The sequence below is a fragment of the Bradyrhizobium sp. NBAIM03 genome, assembly GCF_020194055.1.
Classification (GTDB): Bacteria; Pseudomonadota; Alphaproteobacteria; order Rhizobiales; family Xanthobacteraceae; genus Bradyrhizobium; species Bradyrhizobium yuanmingense.
Window position 1 is genome coordinate 75570 of record NZ_JADYVS010000008.1, and the last position, 17471, is coordinate 93040.

Annotated in this window: 14 protein-coding genes; 5 read left to right on the forward strand and 9 right to left on the reverse strand. The window is 64.9% G+C overall.

Going from position 1 to position 17471, the window contains the following annotated elements; translation table 11 throughout:
• Positions 1-2: 2 nt before the first annotated feature.
• Genes I6F21_RS14045 through I6F21_RS14055 form a run of 3 tightly spaced genes read right to left on the reverse strand, consistent with a single transcriptional unit; the run spans position 3 to position 2675 of the window.
• Positions 3-1439: a TIGR01777 family oxidoreductase gene (locus I6F21_RS14045; RefSeq protein ID WP_225139915.1), complete on the reverse strand. Its 1437-nt coding sequence runs from the start codon at positions 1437-1439 to the stop codon at positions 3-5.
• Positions 1436-2101: a DUF4166 domain-containing protein gene (locus I6F21_RS14050; protein ID WP_225139914.1), complete on the reverse strand. Its 666-nt coding sequence runs from the start codon at positions 2099-2101 to the stop codon at positions 1436-1438. Before I6F21_RS14050 ends, I6F21_RS14045 begins: the two co-directional genes overlap by 4 nt.
• A 16-nt stretch (positions 2102-2117) precedes the next feature.
• Positions 2118-2675, reverse strand: a complete 558-nt coding sequence (locus tag I6F21_RS14055) for a MarR family transcriptional regulator (protein WP_225139913.1) — start codon at positions 2673-2675, stop codon at positions 2118-2120.
• A gap of 140 nt (positions 2676-2815) precedes the next feature.
• Here I6F21_RS14055 and I6F21_RS14060 point away from each other — a divergent pair, with 140 nt between their 5' ends.
• Positions 2816-4333, forward strand: coding sequence for a PAS domain-containing sensor histidine kinase (locus I6F21_RS14060; RefSeq protein WP_225139912.1), 1518 nt, complete (start codon positions 2816-2818; stop codon positions 4331-4333).
• 44 nt (positions 4334-4377) lie between these two features.
• Here I6F21_RS14060 and I6F21_RS14065 read toward each other — a convergent pair whose 3' ends face one another.
• The 4 genes from I6F21_RS14065 to I6F21_RS14080 form a co-directional block, all read right to left on the reverse strand.
• Complete coding sequence (locus I6F21_RS14065) at positions 4378-4677, reverse strand: acylphosphatase (RefSeq protein ID WP_036029132.1); 300 nt, start codon at positions 4675-4677, stop codon at positions 4378-4380.
• Positions 4674-5543: an isocitrate lyase/PEP mutase family protein gene (locus I6F21_RS14070; RefSeq protein WP_225139911.1), complete on the reverse strand. Its 870-nt coding sequence runs from the start codon at positions 5541-5543 to the stop codon at positions 4674-4676. The genes I6F21_RS14065 and I6F21_RS14070 overlap by 4 nt, the downstream gene beginning before the upstream one ends.
• A 163-nt stretch (positions 5544-5706) precedes the next feature.
• Entirely contained in the window at positions 5707-7722 is a 2016-nt protein-coding gene (locus tag I6F21_RS14075; RefSeq protein WP_225139910.1) for an acetyl/propionyl/methylcrotonyl-CoA carboxylase subunit alpha, read from the reverse strand.
• Positions 7723-7901: 179 nt separating this feature from the next.
• The gene (locus tag I6F21_RS14080) at positions 7902-8972 is read right to left on the reverse strand and encodes a putative zinc-binding peptidase (protein WP_225139909.1); all 1071 of its coding nucleotides are present in this window, start codon (positions 8970-8972) and stop codon (positions 7902-7904) included.
• Positions 8973-9189: 217 nt separating this feature from the next.
• Between I6F21_RS14080 and I6F21_RS14085 the strand changes: the two genes are divergently transcribed.
• On the forward strand, positions 9190-11667 hold the full coding sequence (locus tag I6F21_RS14085; RefSeq protein WP_036013532.1) for a PAS domain S-box protein: 2478 nt from the start codon (positions 9190-9192) through the stop codon (positions 11665-11667).
• Positions 11668-11792: 125 nt separating this feature from the next.
• Positions 11793-13043 (forward strand): arsenic transporter, encoded by a 1251-nt coding sequence (locus I6F21_RS14090; protein ID WP_225139908.1) that lies wholly within the window; start codon positions 11793-11795, stop codon positions 13041-13043.
• Positions 13044-13052: 9 nt separating this feature from the next.
• Here I6F21_RS14090 and I6F21_RS14095 read toward each other — a convergent pair whose 3' ends face one another.
• Both I6F21_RS14095 and I6F21_RS14100 read right to left on the reverse strand, forming a co-directional pair.
• Positions 13053-14417 carry an MFS transporter gene (locus I6F21_RS14095; protein ID WP_057029694.1) on the reverse strand — a complete coding sequence of 455 codons (1365 nt, stop codon included), beginning with the start codon at positions 14415-14417 and terminating at the stop codon, positions 13053-13055.
• Positions 14418-14539: 122 nt separating this feature from the next.
• Positions 14540-15304 carry a GntR family transcriptional regulator gene (locus I6F21_RS14100; protein WP_128266336.1) on the reverse strand — a complete coding sequence of 255 codons (765 nt, stop codon included), beginning with the start codon at positions 15302-15304 and terminating at the stop codon, positions 14540-14542.
• A 178-nt stretch (positions 15305-15482) separates the two neighbouring features.
• Here I6F21_RS14100 and I6F21_RS14105 point away from each other — a divergent pair, with 178 nt between their 5' ends.
• Positions 15483-16682 carry a mandelate racemase/muconate lactonizing enzyme family protein gene (locus I6F21_RS14105; protein WP_225114304.1) on the forward strand — a complete coding sequence of 400 codons (1200 nt, stop codon included), beginning with the start codon at positions 15483-15485 and terminating at the stop codon, positions 16680-16682.
• An 11-nt stretch (positions 16683-16693) separates the two neighbouring features.
• Positions 16694-17461, forward strand: coding sequence for a glucose 1-dehydrogenase (locus I6F21_RS14110; RefSeq protein ID WP_225114305.1), 768 nt, complete (start codon positions 16694-16696; stop codon positions 17459-17461).
• The last annotated feature ends 10 nt before the right edge of the window (positions 17462-17471 follow it).

Below are 17471 nucleotides of genomic sequence, written 5' to 3' on the forward strand. Positions count from 1 at the left end.
TCTCACAAGATCGCCTCGAACGCGCTGCGCAGCGTCTCGTGCCGAAAGACAAAACCGCGGCTCAGCGCCTTGTTCGGCAGCACGCGCTGGCCGCCGAGCAGGAGCTCGTCGGCAAAGCCGCCGCCGATCCGGCGGAGCAGGCCGCCGGGAATGCGGAACAGGACGGGCCGGTGCAGGCGGCGGCCGAGCTCTTCCGTGAACTTTGCATTGGTGACCGGGATCGGCGCGGTGGCGTTGACGGGACCCGACAGGTCCGGCGTCGCGATCACATAGGCGATCAGGCGGATCAGATCGTCGCGCTCGATCCAGGACATCCATTGTCGCCCGGTGCCGAGCGGGCCGCCGAGGCCGAACTCGAATGGCGTCAGCATGCGCGTGACGAAGCCGCCTTCCGTACCGAGCACGAGGCCGATGCGCAAATACACCACGCGCACGCCGAGCTCCTCCGCCGGCCGCGCCGCTGTCTCCCACGCGGCGCACAGCTCGTGGCTGAAGCAGGCGTGAGATTTGGCCGATTCCGTCAGCACCTGGTCGGCCCAAAGGCCGTACCAGCCGATCGCCGAGCCGCTGATCAGCACCTCGGGCCTGCGCGCGAGCCGCGCGATCAGCTTGACGACCTCGCCGGTCGTGTCGATGCGCGAGCCGATGATCTTCGCGCGCTTCGCTTCGGTCCACAGGCCGTTGCCGATCGGCTCACCCGCGAGGTTGACGATGGCGTCGATCTGCGCGTCCGAGGTGAGCTGATCGAGGCTGGTGATCAGCGTCACCGGCGGCGGCAGCATCTCGGCTTTCGCGGGATTTCGGATCAGCGCGATGACGTGATGCCCTGCCCCGCTGAGGCTTGCGGCAAGCCGGCTGCCGATGAATCCGGTGGCGCCGGTGATGAGCACGGTCTTGCGGCCGGGCAGCTTTTCGACAAGCCCGGCTGCCGCCACGCTTCGCATGCGGCCGAGCCGCCGCATCGCCGCGAAATCCCTGAGGCCGCACAGTGCCGCGCCGACTGCGCAGGCGGTCGCGGCGATGCTGAGCAGGCCCTGATCAACGACGCTCACGCCGAAGGGCTGCATGGCCCAATCGATCAGGACGGGCATCAGCAGCACCAGGATGGCGCCGTAATTGATCGCAAGCAGCGTGTGATTGATGCGCTCGCTCGGCGGCAGCTTGCGGCTCAGATCCTCCTCGACAAAATCCATCAAGGTGATGACGATCTCGGCGACCAGCACCACGACGATCAACAGCGCCAGCACGCCGTGAACCTCGAGCCAGCCGAGCATCAGGAACAGCAGCGCATAGAGCATGTTGCGGATGCCGTGCAGCTTCAGCTCGAAGCGCTGCGACGGCCGCCAGGCCAGGCGCTCGGTGAATTCGTGGTGATAGAAGGTATCGAACACACCCATCGCGATCTGGATCGCGATGAGCGTCCACAACAGCGGCGTCATGATATGGCCTCCCTGAACAGGACGGATTGATGGATCAGCGCGCCGCGACGCGAGTGAGTGACATCGAGGGTGAAGCGGAAAGCGCCCTCGCCAAGATCTCGATGCGTCACGATCAGTTCGCCCGGCGTCAGCCAGCCCGGCAGCGGGAGCCACAGCCGTCCAAGCTGGAGGCCGTAGCCGGCGCTGCGAAAGATCAGCACCTGATCCTCGACCGCGATGCGCAGCGCCATCGACACGCCGAAGCCGACATATTCCTCAAGCCCGGTCGGACCGGCGAAGCGCTTGGCGGAATGGATCACCTGCGGAAAGCCGCGCTTGCGCGCGCAGATGCGCGTCCAGGTCTGGCCGCCGGTCGCGCCGTCCTCGGTGACCGTGACGATCATGGGCACACCGATATCGCGGCCGGTCGGCAACGGTCCGCCGATCAGGCGCGCGGCCTGCGCGAACCACCAGCCGAAATCGCTGAAGGCGAGCTCGTCGACCACGCCGACATAGACGATACTGTCGCCGTCGGCGACGCGTTTCGAGAAGCGGCGCCAGGTGGCGAGCGGCAAGCGGCCCCAATCCTCGTCCGACAGCAGCGTGCGGAAACGTCGGTCGTCGAGCAGTCTTACGTGAGCGGAGGTCGATGCGTTGGAGCCCGATAGTCTTGCCGACGTCATCGCAACCTCCTCGATGCTATTTGACCTTGCCGATCGGCAGCAGGTTGGCGATCTTCTCGCCAAGTCGCATCAAGGCGACCAGCCGCGGCCGCGGCACCTTCAGCATCTGCATGAACCAGTGGTCGGCGAGCTCGGAGAACGCGAGCATCTCCTTGAGGCGCTTGGCTGCAACGGGACTGATGCCGGGATCGTCCGTGGCATCGGACACGCAGGCGCGAAGCGCCGCGATCGCCGGGTCGATCTCCCGCTCCTTGCGCCGCGCCGCGATCCTCGCGGCGATCTCCCAGATGTCGGTCTCGGCCTCGTAGTGGTCGCGGCGGTCGCCCAGGATCGGCACCCGCCGGATCAGGTTCCAGGCGAGCAGCTCCTTCAGCGAGTTGGAGACGTTGGACCGTGCCATGCCGAGCGTCTCGGCGATGTCCTCGGCCGTCATCGGCGCCTCGGCGAGATAAAGCAGCCCATGAATCTGGCTGACCGAGCGGTTCACTCCCCACTCGTCCCCCATGTCGCCCCAGTGCAGGATGAAGCGCTCAACGGCCGCAGGGAGTTTCTTTTTTCCGGTTATTTCTGTCATAACAGAAATATCTGACGAACTTGCTTTCTTGTCAAGGACCCGCCTTGCATACGGTCCGTAAAGCTTGCCTAGAAATGTCCCACAGGGCGGGAACCATCTCGCGGATGCCGCGTTTGTTCCCGTCGAGGCGGGGTCCGGGAATGGTCGAAAAGTTCAGTCAACAGAGAGACCTGTTCGAGAGCGAGCGCAGTTTCCGGCTGTTGGTTGAGGGGGTTGCCGACTACGCGCTGTACATGCTCGACCCCAACGGGATCATCACCAGCTGGAACATCGGCGGCGAACGCATCAAGGGCTACCCCCCAGAGGAGATCCTCGGCCAGCATTTTTCCCGTTTCTACACCGAGACCGACCGCGCCAATGGCAAGCCCGCCCGGGCGCTCGGCATCGCGCGGGAAAAAGGCCGGTACGAGGAGGAAGGCTGGCGCGTCCGCAAGGACGGCACGTTCTTCTGGGCGAGCGTCGTGATCGACCCGATCTACGAGGACGGCAGGCTGATCGGCTTCGCCAAGATCACACGAGACATCACAGAGCGCCGCAATGCCCAGCTCAAGCTCGAGGCGATGCAGAAGCAGTTGGCCGAGTCGCAGAAATTCGATGCGCTCGGGCAGCTCACCGGCGGGGTCGCCCACGACTTCAACAATCTTCTGATGATCATCAGCGGCAGCCTTCACATCCTGAAGAAAGGCGCCGCCGACGACCCCAAGCTCGAGCGAGCCATCTCGGCGATCGACACCGCGACCAAGCGCGGCGCAGCGCTGACCAACCAGCTCCTCACCTTCGCGCGGCGGCAAAGCGTCAACCCGCAGGCGATTGATTTTAGCGAACGCATCGCAGCCATTCGCGAGGTGCTCGACGCGGGCGTCGGCAGCTCCGTGCGTCTCGCTTTCGAGATCGACTCCGGCACCTGGCCGATCAAGGCCGACGTCTCCGAGCTCGAGACCGCGCTGCTCAACCTCGTCATCAATGCGCGCGACGCGATGCCGGACGGCGGCACGGTGACGATAGGTGCGCGCAACCTCGTGCTGAACGAGGCGCCCCTCATCGGCGATTTCATCGCAATCGACGTCCGCGATACTGGGCTCGGAATTCCTTCCGACGTTCTCGACAAGATCTTCGAGCCGTTCTTCACGACCAAGCCGATCGGAAAAGGCACGGGCCTCGGCCTTTCGCAGGTCCACGGCTTCGCCCACCAGGCCGGCGGCACGGTGAAGGTCGCGAGCGAGCTCGGCCAGGGCACGACATTCACCATCGTCCTGCCGCGCGGCAACGCTATGCCGTCGCGGGAGGTACCGGAAGCGGCGTTCCGCGGCAGCGGCACGGTGCTGCTGGTCGAGGACAATCCCGATGTCGCGCTGGTCAGCATCGGTCTTCTGGAGCAGCTCGGCTACCGGGTGCGCCGTGTCGCCGATGCAGAAGCGGCATTGCGCGAGATCGAGAGCGATGGCGTCGACTTCGTGTTCTCGGACATTGTCATGCCCGGCAAGATGGACGGCCTCAGCCTCGCCCATCACCTCCGTCAGATCCGTCCCGGCCTGCCGATCCTGCTCGCCACCGGCTACAGCGAGGTCGCCGCCGGCGTCCGCGGCGATTTCCCGATTCTGCGCAAGCCTTATGAGATCCACGAGCTGAGCGAGGCGATCGCGAAATTGCCGAGGTGACGGCTTCTTCATCTCTCCCCGCTTGCGGGGAGAGCGCGATATATCTACACCGTCGGCAGCACCGAAAACGCTTCCCCTGCCCTGCGCAAATTCAGCTCATCCACGCTTGCCGTCTCGCTGGTGACACTGTCGACGCGCGAGGACGGAGGGCCGTGGCGGCACAGCGCGACCATGTCGGCAACGTGCGTCGGGGCGCCAGCGAACAGCGCTTCCACGCTGCCGTCCCGGCGGTTGCGGACCCAGCCTTCGAGGGCATACGCGATGGCCTGAGACTCCACCCAGGCTCGATAACCGACGCCCTGCACGCGGCCGCGGATCATGACCTGGAGAATCGCCCGACTCATGTCTTCTTCCATCCGAGCAAATCGGAGCTGCGCGCCTTGACCGCGGCCTCGCGCGTAACGCGCGCCATCAGCTCCGACGATGCCAGGCCCTTGAGGCTTTTTGGCGCCATGCCCTCGCGCAACGCCTTCTGCGTCTCGTAGACGGCTTGCGTCGCGGCGGCGATCGGTGCATGGCCCTGCAGCGCGATGCGCACGCGTTGACTCGCAAGATAATCGAGCCCGCCCAATTCCTCAGACGCGCCGCCGAGCACGATCGGCAGCCGCGTGGCGGAGACGATGGCCTCGAGCTCGGCGCGCGACTTGATGCCGGTGAAAAACAGCGCATCGACGCCGGCGGCCTCATAAGCCTGGGCGCGGCGCACCGCATCCTCGATCGAGGTGATCGCGGCTGCGCCTGTGCGGCCCATGATGACCAGCGAGGGATCGCTGCGGCCGCCAAGCGCCGCCTCCATCTTGCCGACGCCCTCCTCCAGCGAGATCAGCTGCGCCTTCGTCGCACCGAATGCGGCCGGCAACAGCGTGTCCTCGATGGTGAGGCCGGCCGCGCCCGACGTCTCCAGCTCCTGCACCGTGCGGCGCACGTTCAGCGCATTGCCATAGCCGTGATCGGCGTCGACGAGCACAGGCAGCGCCGAGGCCCGCGACATCCGCCGCATCTGCTCGGCAAACTCGGTGAGCGTGATCAGCGTGACATCGGGATCGCCGAGCACGGCGAGCGAAGCCACCGATCCGCCGAACATGCCAAGCGGAAAGCCGAGATCCTCGGCAATGCGGATCGAGATCGCGTCATAGACCGAGCCGGGATGGACGCACGTCCCGCCCGACAGGATCGATCGCAGTTTCTCGCGGCGGGAACGAAAGGCCATGGTTGCCCTCCCAATATTGCGACGCAGCCGCAACGTACTCCGTCATTGCGAGCGCAGCGAAGCAATCCAGTGTCTTTCCGCAGAGGCAGTCTGGATTGCTTCGCTGCGCTCGCAATGACGGTGAGCTTGGGGCCCGGCAAGACCCCCACTCACATCTTTTATCTTACGCAAACTCCAGGATCAGCGCGTCCACCGCGAGTGTCGCGCCGGCGCTGGCGTGGATCTTCTTCACGGTTCCGTCCTGTTCGGCGCGCAGCACGTTCTGCATCTTCATGGCTTCGACCACCGCCAAGGTCTCGCCGGCCTTGACCTCCTGCCCCTCGCTGACCGCGATCGAGACGACGAGGCCCGGCATCGGGCAGAGCAGCTTCTTGCCGCTGTCGGAGGCCGTCGTTACCGGCATCAGCCGCGCGGAGGCCGCCTCGGCCTCGGTCCAGACATAGACCGGCACCTCGACGCCCTGATGCGCAAGGCGAATGCCGTTGGCGATCGGCCGAGCCTGGACCGCGACGAACTGCCCGTCGATGGTGCCCTGCCAGACCGGATCGCCCGGCTTCCACGGCGACTGCAACAGATGCGTGTTGCCGGCCTTGCCGTCGGCGTCGATGAAGCGGATCGCGATCGCCTCGCCTTCGCGCGCGACCTCGAGCAGGATCTCCTGGCGCTCGAGCCAGACCGCGCGACGCCGCTCGCGCTGCACGACGCGGCCGCCCATCTGGCCGGAGATCTGCCGCTTGCGCGCTCCGAGCACGTGATCGATCGCGGCGCCGACCGCGGCGATGCGACGCGCGACCTCGCCCTCGGGCACACGCACCGCAAAACCCTTGGGGAATTCCTCGGCGATGAAGCCGGTCGAGAGCCGTCCCTCGCGCCAGCGCGGATGATGCATCAAGGCCGACAGGAACGGGATGTTGTGGCGGATGCCATCGACATAGAACGAGTCCAGTGCAGTCGCCTGCGCCTCGATCGCCGCCGCGCGCGAGGGCGCATGGGTGACGAGCTTGGCGATCATCGGATCGTAATGGATCGAGATCTCGCCGCCCTCCTGCACGCCGGTATCGTTGCGGATGGTGATGCCGTCGTGGCTCGCTTCCGCCGGCGGACGATATTTCACCAGGCGCCCGATCGAGGGCAGGAAGTTGCGGAACGGATCTTCGGCGTAGAGGCGCGATTCCACCGCCCAGCCGGTCAGCGTGACGTCCTTCTGCGCGATGGCGAGCTTCTCGCCGCTCGCGACGCGGATCATCTGCTCGACGAGATCGATGCCGGTGACGAGCTCGGTGACGGGATGCTCGACCTGGAGGCGCGTATTCATCTCCAGGAAGTAGAAGCTCTTGTCCTGGCCTGCGACGAACTCGACCGTGCCGGCGGAATCGTAGTTCACGGCCTTGGCCAGCGCGACCGCCTGCTCGCCCATCTTGCGGCGGGTCGCCTCGTCCAGCAGCGGCGACGGCGCTTCCTCGATGACCTTCTGGTTGCGGCGCTGGATCGAGCATTCGCGCTCGCCGAGATAGATCACGTTGCCGTGCTTGTCGCCCAGCACCTGGATCTCGATGTGGCGGGGATCGACGATGAACTTTTCGACGAAGACGCGGTCGTCGCCGAACGAGGCCTTTGCCTCCGCCTTGGCGAGGTTGAAGCCCTCGGCAACCTCGGCTTTGGAATGGGCGATGCGCATGCCCTTGCCGCCGCCGCCGGCGGAGGCCTTGATCATGACGGGGTAGCCGATCTCGTCGGCGATCCGCACCGCGTGCTTGTCGTCCTCGATGACGCCGAGATAGCCCGGCACGGTCGAGACTTTTGCTTTTGCGGCGGCCTTCTTGGACTCGATCTTGTCGCCCATTGCGGCGATCGCACCGGGATTCGGGCCGATGAAAACGATTCCTGCGGCTTCCAGCGCGCGCGGAAACGCCTCGCGCTCGGACAGGAAGCCGTAGCCGGGATGCACAGCCTCGGCACCCGTCTTCCGGCAGGCCTCCACGATCTTCTCGATCACCAGGTAGCTCTCGGCCGCGGCCGGCGGGCCGATCAGCACCGCCTCATCGGCCATCTCGACGTGGAGGGCATCGCGGTCGGCCTCGGAATAGACCGCGACCGTCTGAATTCCCATCTTGCGGGCAGTCTTGATGACCCGGCAGGCGATTTCGCCGCGATTGGCGATCAGAATGCGTTTGAACATGCTTTTCTTGAGTCTCGACCTTGGGCGGGACCCTTCCCTGGCCGTTGGGGCCTTTGGGAGGGGCCGTGTGGCTCCCGTGGTACATCAAAATGGGCCGGAGGCAACGGTCTAAATCGGGCCGTCTTTGGCGTACCAGCGCAAGACCGAAATGGGCCCGGCGCGCCTGCCGTGCGGCATCCCTAGGACTTTCCGGCCTTGGCCGCGTCCCGGACCAGGTCATGAATGAAGCCCAACTTGCCGACCACCGCGGGCGACAGGATGAAGGGATAGAGGTCGCGCAGGCCCATGGCGCGGTTGACGCTGTTCATGGCGAAGGTGAAGGGCAGCCATGCGTTGACCAGCGCCTCGACATCCCTGGCCTCGTACGGGTTGAAGCGGATGCGCGCCGTCAGCTCCCCGTCGCGGTCGACCTTGGGACGCACCTCCATGCCGAACTCGGCGGCCATTTCGAGGGCATCGACGATGTGGAGGTAGTGCGCCCAGGTTTCGGCGAAATCCTCCCAAGGGTGGGTCGTGGCATAGGCCGAGACGTAGTTCTGCTGCCAGTCCGGCGGCGCGCCCTCGGCATAATGGCGCTGCAGGGCCTGGCCGTAATCGGCGCTATCGTCGCCGAAGACGGCGCGGCACTGGTCGAGCTTGCCGCCATCGCGCACCAGCACATCCCAGAAGTAATGTCCGACCTCGTGGCGAAAGTGCCCAAGCAGCGTCCGGTACGGCTCGCCCATCTCGAGCCGGCGCCGCTCGCGCTCGATGTCGTCGGCCTCGGTCAGCGCGATCGTGATCAGGCCGTTGTCATGGCCGGTCATGACCTTCTCGCCGCTGTGCGGATCGTCGGCGAGGAAGTTGAAGATCAGGCCATGTTCGGGATTGTCCTGGCGGGTCTGGAGCGGCAGCTTCCAGCGGATCAGGGAATAGAACAGCCGGTGCTTGGCCACCTCCAGCTCGCGCCAGCCGGCGAGCTGCGCCGGATCCGAAAGGTTCGGCACGGTCCCGTTGTGGCGGCAGGCGCGGCAATAGCCGGTGCTATCGCCTGCGTCGGTCAGCCAGTTGCAGGCGTCGTACTCGGCATTCCGGCACAGCATCCGGCTCTCACTCTTGTCGGCGAGGATGGTCCAGGCGTCTCCGTCGGCCTCGATCGCCGACATCGTCTCCTTCTCTGGCAGGAAGGCGATCCGATGGCCGCAGCGTTCGCAGGCGCGGTTCTCGAAATAGAGGACGTTGCCGCAGGCCTGGCAGATAAAGAGCTTCAAGATTTAGCCTCGTGGGAAAGGAAAGCCTATGAGCGCGCTGGCACCTCGCGACGACGCCTCAATCCGCCGATCGTTCCAGTATTCGGAACAAATCGCCAGACCGAACGTTACCACCGCGTACTTCTCTGCGTTCAGGCGCGCGCCCCCATTTCCCGGCACCACCTGCCCTCTAAACAATGGCCATCACGCTCCGTCTGTGTGAATATCGGTCCGGCACGTGCGCACCTGCATGACAACGGCCGATGCCTTGAACGAACCCTTGCCCGAGACCATCGCCGCCGAAAGGCTGCGCCAGCACCTCGAAGACGTCGCGCGCGAGCGCGACAATGCCTATCGCGCGCTGCAGGAGCGCGAGGCCGAGCTGGCGCGCATCCAGCGCATCGGCAAGGTCGGCGGCGTCGAGGTCGATTTCCGCGAAGGCTTCAAGAACCGGCGTTCGCCCGAATATCTGATGATCCACGGCCTTCCGCCGGAAGCCGCCGAGGAGTCGCACGAGGATTGGGTCAACCGTATCCATCCCGACGACCGCGACGCCACTGTCAAGCATTTCTTCGAAGCGCTCGCCGGAGCGAGCGAGGACTATAGCGCCGAATACCGCATCATCCGCCCCAGCGACAGCGAGACCCGCTGGATCCGGGTCGTCGCAAAGATCGAGCGCGACAAGGACGGCCGCGCCATCCGGCTCGTCGGCGCTCATATCGACATGACCGATCAGGCGCTGGCGCGCGAGACGCTGCGCGAAAGCGAGGAGCGCTTCCGGCTGATCGCCGACAGCGCGCCGGTGCCGATCTGGGTCACCAAGCTCGACCGCAAGCGGTCCTTCGCCAACCAGGCCTATGTCGATTTCGTCGGCCTGCCCTACGACCAGGCCATCGACTTCGACTGGCGCAAGGTGCTGCATCCCGACGACCTGCCGCACGTGCTGCAGCAATCCGTCCAGGGTGAAGCGTCCCTCAAACCCTTCGTGCTGGAAGCGCGCTACAAGAACGCCAGCGGCGAATGGCGCTGGCTCCGCTCGGAATCGCAGCCGCGCTGGGATGCGACCGGCAAGCATATCGGCTTCATCGGCGTCGCCCACGACGTCACCGTCGCCAAGCAGGCCGAGATCGATCTCCGGCGGCTGAACGAGACGCTGGAAGAGCGCATCGCCGAGCGCACCGCCGAGCTCGAAGCCAACGAGGCGCGGCTGCGCGCGATCCTGGAGACGAGCAATCAGTATCAGGGCCTGGTCAATCTCGAGGGCCAGCTGGTCTACGCCAACAAGACCGCGCTCGCCGGCATCAAGGCGAATTCCGCGGACGTGGTCGGAAAGCCGTTCTGGGACACACCCTGGTTCACCGGCACGGAGGGCATGAGTGCCGCCGTGCGCGAGGCCTTCGACACCGTGCTCAAGGGCGAACCCGTGCGGCTGGAGATGCGCCTGCGCCTTCCGATCGGCGAGCGCGATTTCGACTTCGGCATGCGTCCCGTGCTCGACCGCCAGGGCAACATCACCGGCGCCGTGCCCGAGGCGGTGGACATCACCGAGCGGCGCCGCGGCGAGGAAGCGCTGCGGCAGTCGCAGAAGATGGAGGCGATCGGCCAGCTCACCGGTGGCGTCGCTCACGACTTCAACAATCTTCTCACCATCATCCGCTCTGCGACCGATTTCCTGCGCCGCCGCGAGCTGCCGGAGGAGCGCCGCCGACGCTACGTCGATGCCATCTCAGACACGGTCGAGCGCGCCTCCAAGCTGACCGCGCAGCTTCTGGCCTTCGCGCGCCGGCAACCGCTGAAGCCGCAGATCTTCAACGTCGGCAGCCAGGTCGAGGGCGTGGCGCAGCTGGTGCGGCCGCTGGTCGGCGCCCGCATCGAGATCGCCGTGGAGGTTCGGGACACCGGTTGCTTCACGGTGGCCGACATCGCCCAGTTCGAGACCGCGCTGATCAATCTCGCCATCAACGCCCGCGATGCCATGGACGGCGAAGGCCGCCTCACCATCGCCGTGCGCAAGGTCTCGGGAATACCGAGCCTGCGCGCACAATCGGCGCGCCGCGGCGACTATGTCGCGATCTCCGTTACCGACACCGGCAGCGGCATCGCGCCGGAACATCTCGAACAGATCTTCGAGCCGTTCTTCACCACCAAGGAGGTCGGCAAGGGCACCGGCCTCGGGCTCAGCCAGGCCTTCGGCTTCGCAAAGCAGTCCGAGGGCGACATTGCGGTGACGAGCACGCAAGGTGAAGGTGCCACCTTCACCATCTACCTGCCGCAGGCGCAAAGCCCCACCACGGAGAAGGAAGCAGCGGCCCTGAGCCACGAGGCGGCCACGACCGGGCGTGGTTATCGCGTGCTCGTGGTCGAGGACGACGACGAGGTCGGCCGCTTCTCCACCGAGCTCCTGGAGGATCTCGGCTATGTCGTGCGCCGCGTCGCCAATGCCAACGCGGCGCTGGCGATCCTGGGCGAGAACGAATTTGCCGTCGACCTCGTGTTCTCCGACGTCATCATGCCCGGCATGAACGGGGTCGAGCTCGCCGGCATCATCCGCGAGCGCTATCCGGGCCTGCCCGTGGTGCTCACTTCCGGCTACAGCAACGTGCTGGCCGAGAACGCCCACCGCGGATTCGAGCTGATCCAGAAGCCGTATTCGGTGGAATCGCTCTCGCGCATCCTGCGCAAGGCAATCATGGAGAAGCTGTCAGTCGCAAGGTGAGTGTCACATTCGCGAGAAGCAGCCACGAATTCCAGTCCGTTGCCGCGGCAAGACTCTAGGGGAAGACAGCCGTTCCCGCATCGGTTATCGATGCCGAATGACTGACCGAACCTCAAGGAATGAACGTGCCGTCTGACGCCATCTGGGCCTGGAGCATCATCTTCGTCGCGACCGCCTGCGTCATCATCCGGCCGTTTCGCCTGCCCGAGGCGATCTGGGCCGCGATCGGCGCGAGCGCCCTGGTGCTATCAGGCTTGCTGCCTTGGCAGGACGCGCTTCTCGGCATCGAGAAAGGCCTCGACGTCTATCTCTTCCTGATCGGCATGATGCTGATCGCCGAGCTGGCGCGGCTCGAAGGCCTGTTCGATTATCTGGCCGCGCTCGCGGTGGAATACGCACGCGGCTCGCCGCAGCGGCTGTTTCTTCTTATCTATCTCGTCGGCACGCTCGTGACCGTGCTGCTTTCCAACGATGCTACCGCGATCGTGCTGACGCCGGCCGTCTATGCCGCGACGCGCGCGGCCGGCGCGAAGCCGCTGCCTTATCTGTTCGTCTGCGCCTTCATCGCCAATGCCGCGAGTTTCGTCCTGCCGATCTCCAACCCCGCCAACCTCGTCGTGTTCGGCGCGCGCATGCCGCACCTGACGGAATGGCTACGCCTGTTCGCCTTGCCCTCGGCGGCGTCGATCCTGCTGACCTACATCGTGCTGCGCCTGACCCAGCACCACGCGCTGAAGGAAGAGACGATCGCGCGCAGCGTGCCGCATCCCAAGCTCGGCCGCGGCGGCAAGCTCACCGCAATAGGCATCGTCGCGATCGGCATCGTGCTGGTCACGGCGTCAGCGCTCGACAAGCAGCTCGGCCTGCCGACCTTTATCTGCGGCGGCGTGACGGCCGCGATCGTGCTGCTGCTCAGCCGGCAATCACCCTTGCCCGTGCTGCGCGGGGTGTCCTGGAGCGTGTTGCCGCTCGTCGGCGGGCTCTTCGTCATGGTGGAGGCGTTGATCAAGACCGGCGTGATCGCGCAGCTCAACGCGTTGCTGCACCAGGCGGTAGCTCAATCGGTCCCGCAGGCGGCCTGGAGCGTGGGCATTGCCACCGCGCTCGCCGACAACATCGCCAACAATCTTCCGGTCGGCCTCGTCGCCGGCTCGGTTGCCGCCGGCGATCATCTGCCGGTGCCCGTCGTCAGCGCGATCCTGATTGGCGTCGATCTCGGCCCCAATCTGTCGGTCACCGGCTCGCTCGCCACCATCCTCTGGCTGGTCGCGCTCCGCCGCGAGAAAATCGAGGTCGGCGCCTGGCCGTTCCTCAAGCTCGGCCTGCTGGTGACGCCGCCGGCCCTGATCGCGGCGTTAGCCGCCGCGATCAGATAGCGCTCATCGTCAGTCGTTCTCGTAGCCGTAGACTTCCGGCAGGATGAAGATCGCGGCAAGCAGGCCTACCAGCGGGAAGATCGCGACCATCAGCGTGGCGTTCGCCTGCCCGATCGCGGCAAACACCGTTGGGAACAGGAAGATCGCCAGGAACGACGGCAGCTTCACGAACATGTAGGCGAAGCCGCTTGCGGTGCCCCGATATCGCGGACGGGCGACCATGGTCGGGATCGTCATGCAGTTCGACGCATCCCAATAATGGCCCCAGAGCATGCCGGCGGCGGCGAACGGCAGCAGGATCTTGTTGTCGGTGTAGAGCGCGAAGGCCGCGACCAGCAGCGAAACCAGCACGATGCCGAAGCCGGCGATGGCGATGCCACGATGGCCGATCTTCGGCGTCAGCAAGGGTCCGACCCAGCCCGACAGGGCGGCGAAAGAGAACAGCGCCATCGTCACCACATTGATGCCAAGCACGCTCGATACGCCGACCATCACAAACAGCACCGGCAGATAGAATGCGAAGGTCGAGAACTCGCTCGCCTGGGCGAAACAGGCGATCCAGCCATAAAGGGTGGCGCGCCAGCGAATCGGATCCTTCCTGAGGTCAGCGAGGAATGCGCGCGTGCTGGTCTTGGGAACCTCGACGTCCCGATCCGGCAGCATGTCGAGATTGTCGTTGAACATCTCGCGCGCGACCTGCTTGGCCTCGCGGTAGCGCCCCTTTTGCACCAGCCACACCGCCGTCTCCGGCACGTCGTGACGCATGATCAGGATGATCAGTGCCGGCACCGCACCGAGACCGAGCGTCACGCGCCACAGCATCTCGTGGTTCATGTCGACCAGCAGGAAGATCACGATGACGCCGATGGTGAGAACTTCACCGACGGCGAACATGAACTGCCAGCGGTTGCCCATGACCTCGCGCTCGCCCTTGGCCATGGATTCCATGATGTAGGTGTAGCCGGTCGAGATGTCGGAGCCGAGTGGAATGCCGAGCAGGAAGCGGATCACGACGAGCCAGCCGACGCTGGGTACGAAGGCCTGCGCCAGCGCCAGCACGATGAACAGCACCATCGTCACGAGGAACATCACGCGGCGGCCGATCTTGTCGGACAGCCAACCGCCGAGCAGCGCGCCGATCAGGGCACCGCCCTGCGTGCCCGCGGCGGCGAGGCCGAGCATCAGTGGATCGGGATTGTACTGCTCCTTGATGAAGATCAGCACGAAGGCGATCGAATAGAGGTCCCAGGCCTCGACCAGGATCGAGGCCATCATCAGCCAACCGACCTTGTTGCCTTTGGGACTGTAGTTCGTGATGAGGTAGCGGACCGCGGCTTCGCTCGCGGTCGCCTGTGGCATCGCCATCGTTGACATTCTTCTTCCTTTTCTTCAGAACTCTCTAAAGCGCGATGACATCAGGATCTCATCACGCTTTAGCTTGTTGTCTTGCGCATGATCTCTTCGGAGAACCGTCTCACACTTTTCCGGATCATGCTCTACGCGCCGAGCAGCGGCTCGATGCTGCAATCGAGCAGGCGCGGATCGATCCCCGCCTCCATGCCCGTAAACATCTCGCCCATGTAGTCGATCAACGCGTCGCTCGCCTTCACCGCCTCCTCGACGCGGCGGTTGGCAACGGCTGCAAGAATGGCGAGATGATGATCGATCGTGCCTGACAGATCCGCCTGCCCCGGCATGAAGCGATGATGGATGTAGCCGATGCGCCGATACAGCGTGTGCAGCGGCCGCAGCGTATGCACCAGGAAAGGTTCGCCGGCGGCCTCCAGCACCAGCGCATCGATGCGGCGGTCGATATGATTGAATTCGTCGAGCGTCAGGCTGGCGCGGCGCTCGCGCAGCAGGCGCTCGATGTGCAGCGCCTGATTGCGATGCGACAGGCTGGCACGATCGGCCGCGAGGCGGATCACGAAGCGCTCCATGTCGCGGCGTAAGGCCAGCAGCATGCGCTCGCGCGCCAGATCGATCGGCGCAATGTGCAGGCCGTGACGCGGCCGGATGATGATGAGGGTGTCGGCGGAGAGACGATTGACGGCGTGATGCACCGGCGTGCGGCCGAAACCGGTGATTTGCTGCAATTCCAGCATCGTCATGAATTGTCCGGGCTTGAGCTCGCAATGAACGAGCAGCTCCTCGATCCTCTGATAAGCCAGCTCGAAGAAGTTGAGACGGTTGCGCCGGGAGGGCCTGCCCTCCCCGTCGTCGTGTCTCACCACCGCGAGTGCGCGCTTGCGCCGTGCCATGCCGTCCTCTCCCGTCAGCCCGCGCTCTCGTTGCTGGGTGGCGCCTTGTTTGTGGCACCCTTAAAACATGTTGTGATATATTACAAGCAAGCGTAAGAACTCGGCACGACCTGCAGCATGCTGCAGCGCAAAATGAGACGTCGGGTGCGAAGCGCCGTTCGATGGGAGGATACTTGCCGTGAAGATCACGTCGATCGAGACATTGCGCACCGAGGAATTTTCCAACGTCATCTGGGTCCGCATCCACACCGACACTGGTCTGATCGGTCTCGGCGAAACCTTCTATGGCGCCGGCGCGGTCGAAGCTCAGATCCACGACACCTTTGCCGGCCGCCTGCTCGGCCGCAATCCCCTGCACATCGAAGCGATCCATCGCGACATGCTGAATCTGCCGATGGCGCAGTCCTCGACCGGCGTCGAATACCGCGCGGCATCAGCGATCGACATCGCGCTGTGGGATCTATTCGGCAAGGTCTGCGGTCAGCCGGTGCACCAGATGCTCGGGGGCCTCTGCCGCGACAAGCAGCGCATCTACAACACCTGCGCCGGCACGCAATATGTGCGCTCGACCAATATCAGCCCGGTGGCCAATTGGAATCTCGGCGCCTCCAAGGGGCCCTATGAAGATCTCGACGGCTTCATGAACCATGCCGATGCGCTCGCCGAAAGCCTGCTCGAAAGCGGCATCTCGGCGATGAAGATCTGGCCGTTCGATCCCGCCGCGCAGGAGAACAAGGGCCTCTACATCACCGCCGCACAGATGAAGCAGGCGATTGAGCCGTTCGAGAAGATCCGCAAAGCCGTCGGCGACAAGATGGAGATCATGGTCGAGCTCCATTCGCTCTGGAATCTACCGACCGCCAAGCAGATCGCCCGTGCGCTCGAGCCCTACAAGCCGACCTGGTACGAGGACCCGATCCGGATGAACTCGCCGCAGGCGCTGGCCGAATATGCCCGCTCGACCGACGTCTGGGTCTGCGCCAGCGAGACGCTGGGCTCGCGCTTCCCCTACAAGGACATGCTCGACCGCGACGCCATGCATGTGGTGATGGCCGATCTGTGCTGGACCGGCGGTCTCACCGAAGGCCGCAAGATCGCGGCAATGGCCGAGACCTATCACCGGCCTTTTGCTCCTCATGACTGTATTGGCCCGATCGGCTTCATCGCGGCCATCCACATGTCGTTCAGCCAGCCCAACACCCTGATCCAGGAATCAGTGCGCGCCTTCTACAAGGGCTGGTACAATGAGCTCGTCACCACGATGCCCACCATCAAGGACGGCTATGTCTTCCCGATGGAAGGTCCCGGCCTGGGCGTCGACCTCCTGCCTGCCGTCTTCGAGCGCACCGATCTCACCGTGCGCCGCTCCAACGTCTGAGGAATTTTGAGATGAGCACGTCCCTCTTCGATCTCTCCGGCCGCACGGCGCTCGTGACCGGCTCGTCCCGCGGCCTCGGTCGCGCCATCGCCGAAGGCATGGCCAAGGCCGGCGCGAAGATCATCATCAACGGCGTCGATCCCAAGCGCGTCGAGCAGGCCGTCGCCGAGTTTCGCGCCGCCGGCCATCAGGCCGAAGGCGCTGCCTTTGACGTCACTGATGAGCCCGCAATCGTCGCCGCCTTCAACGAGTTCGACAGGCAAGGCCTCGCCGTCGACATCCTCGTCAACAATGCCGGCATCCAGCATCGCAAGCCGCTGGTGGAGTTCACCACCGACGAATGGCGCAAGGTGATCGAGACCAACCTCACCAGCGCCTTCGTGATCGGCCGCGAGGCGGCCAAGCGCATGATCCCGCGCAAGCACGGCAAGATCATCAATATCGGCTCGCTCGGCAGCGAGCTCGCCCGCCCCACCATTGCGCCCTACACCGCGGCCAAGGGCGGCATCAAGAACCTGACCCGTTCGATGGCGGTGGAATGGGCCCAGCACGGCATCCAGGCCAATGCGATCGGCCCCGGCTACATGCTCACGGACATGAACGAGGCGCTGGTCAACAACGCCGATTTCAATACCTGGCTGATGGGCCGCATTCCCTCCAAGCGCTGGGGCAAGCCGGATGAGCTGGTGGGCGCCGCCATCTTCCTCGCCTCGGATGCGTCGACCTACGTCAACGGCCAGATCATCTATGTCGATGGCGGCATGATCGCCGCGATGTGATCGCCAAGAC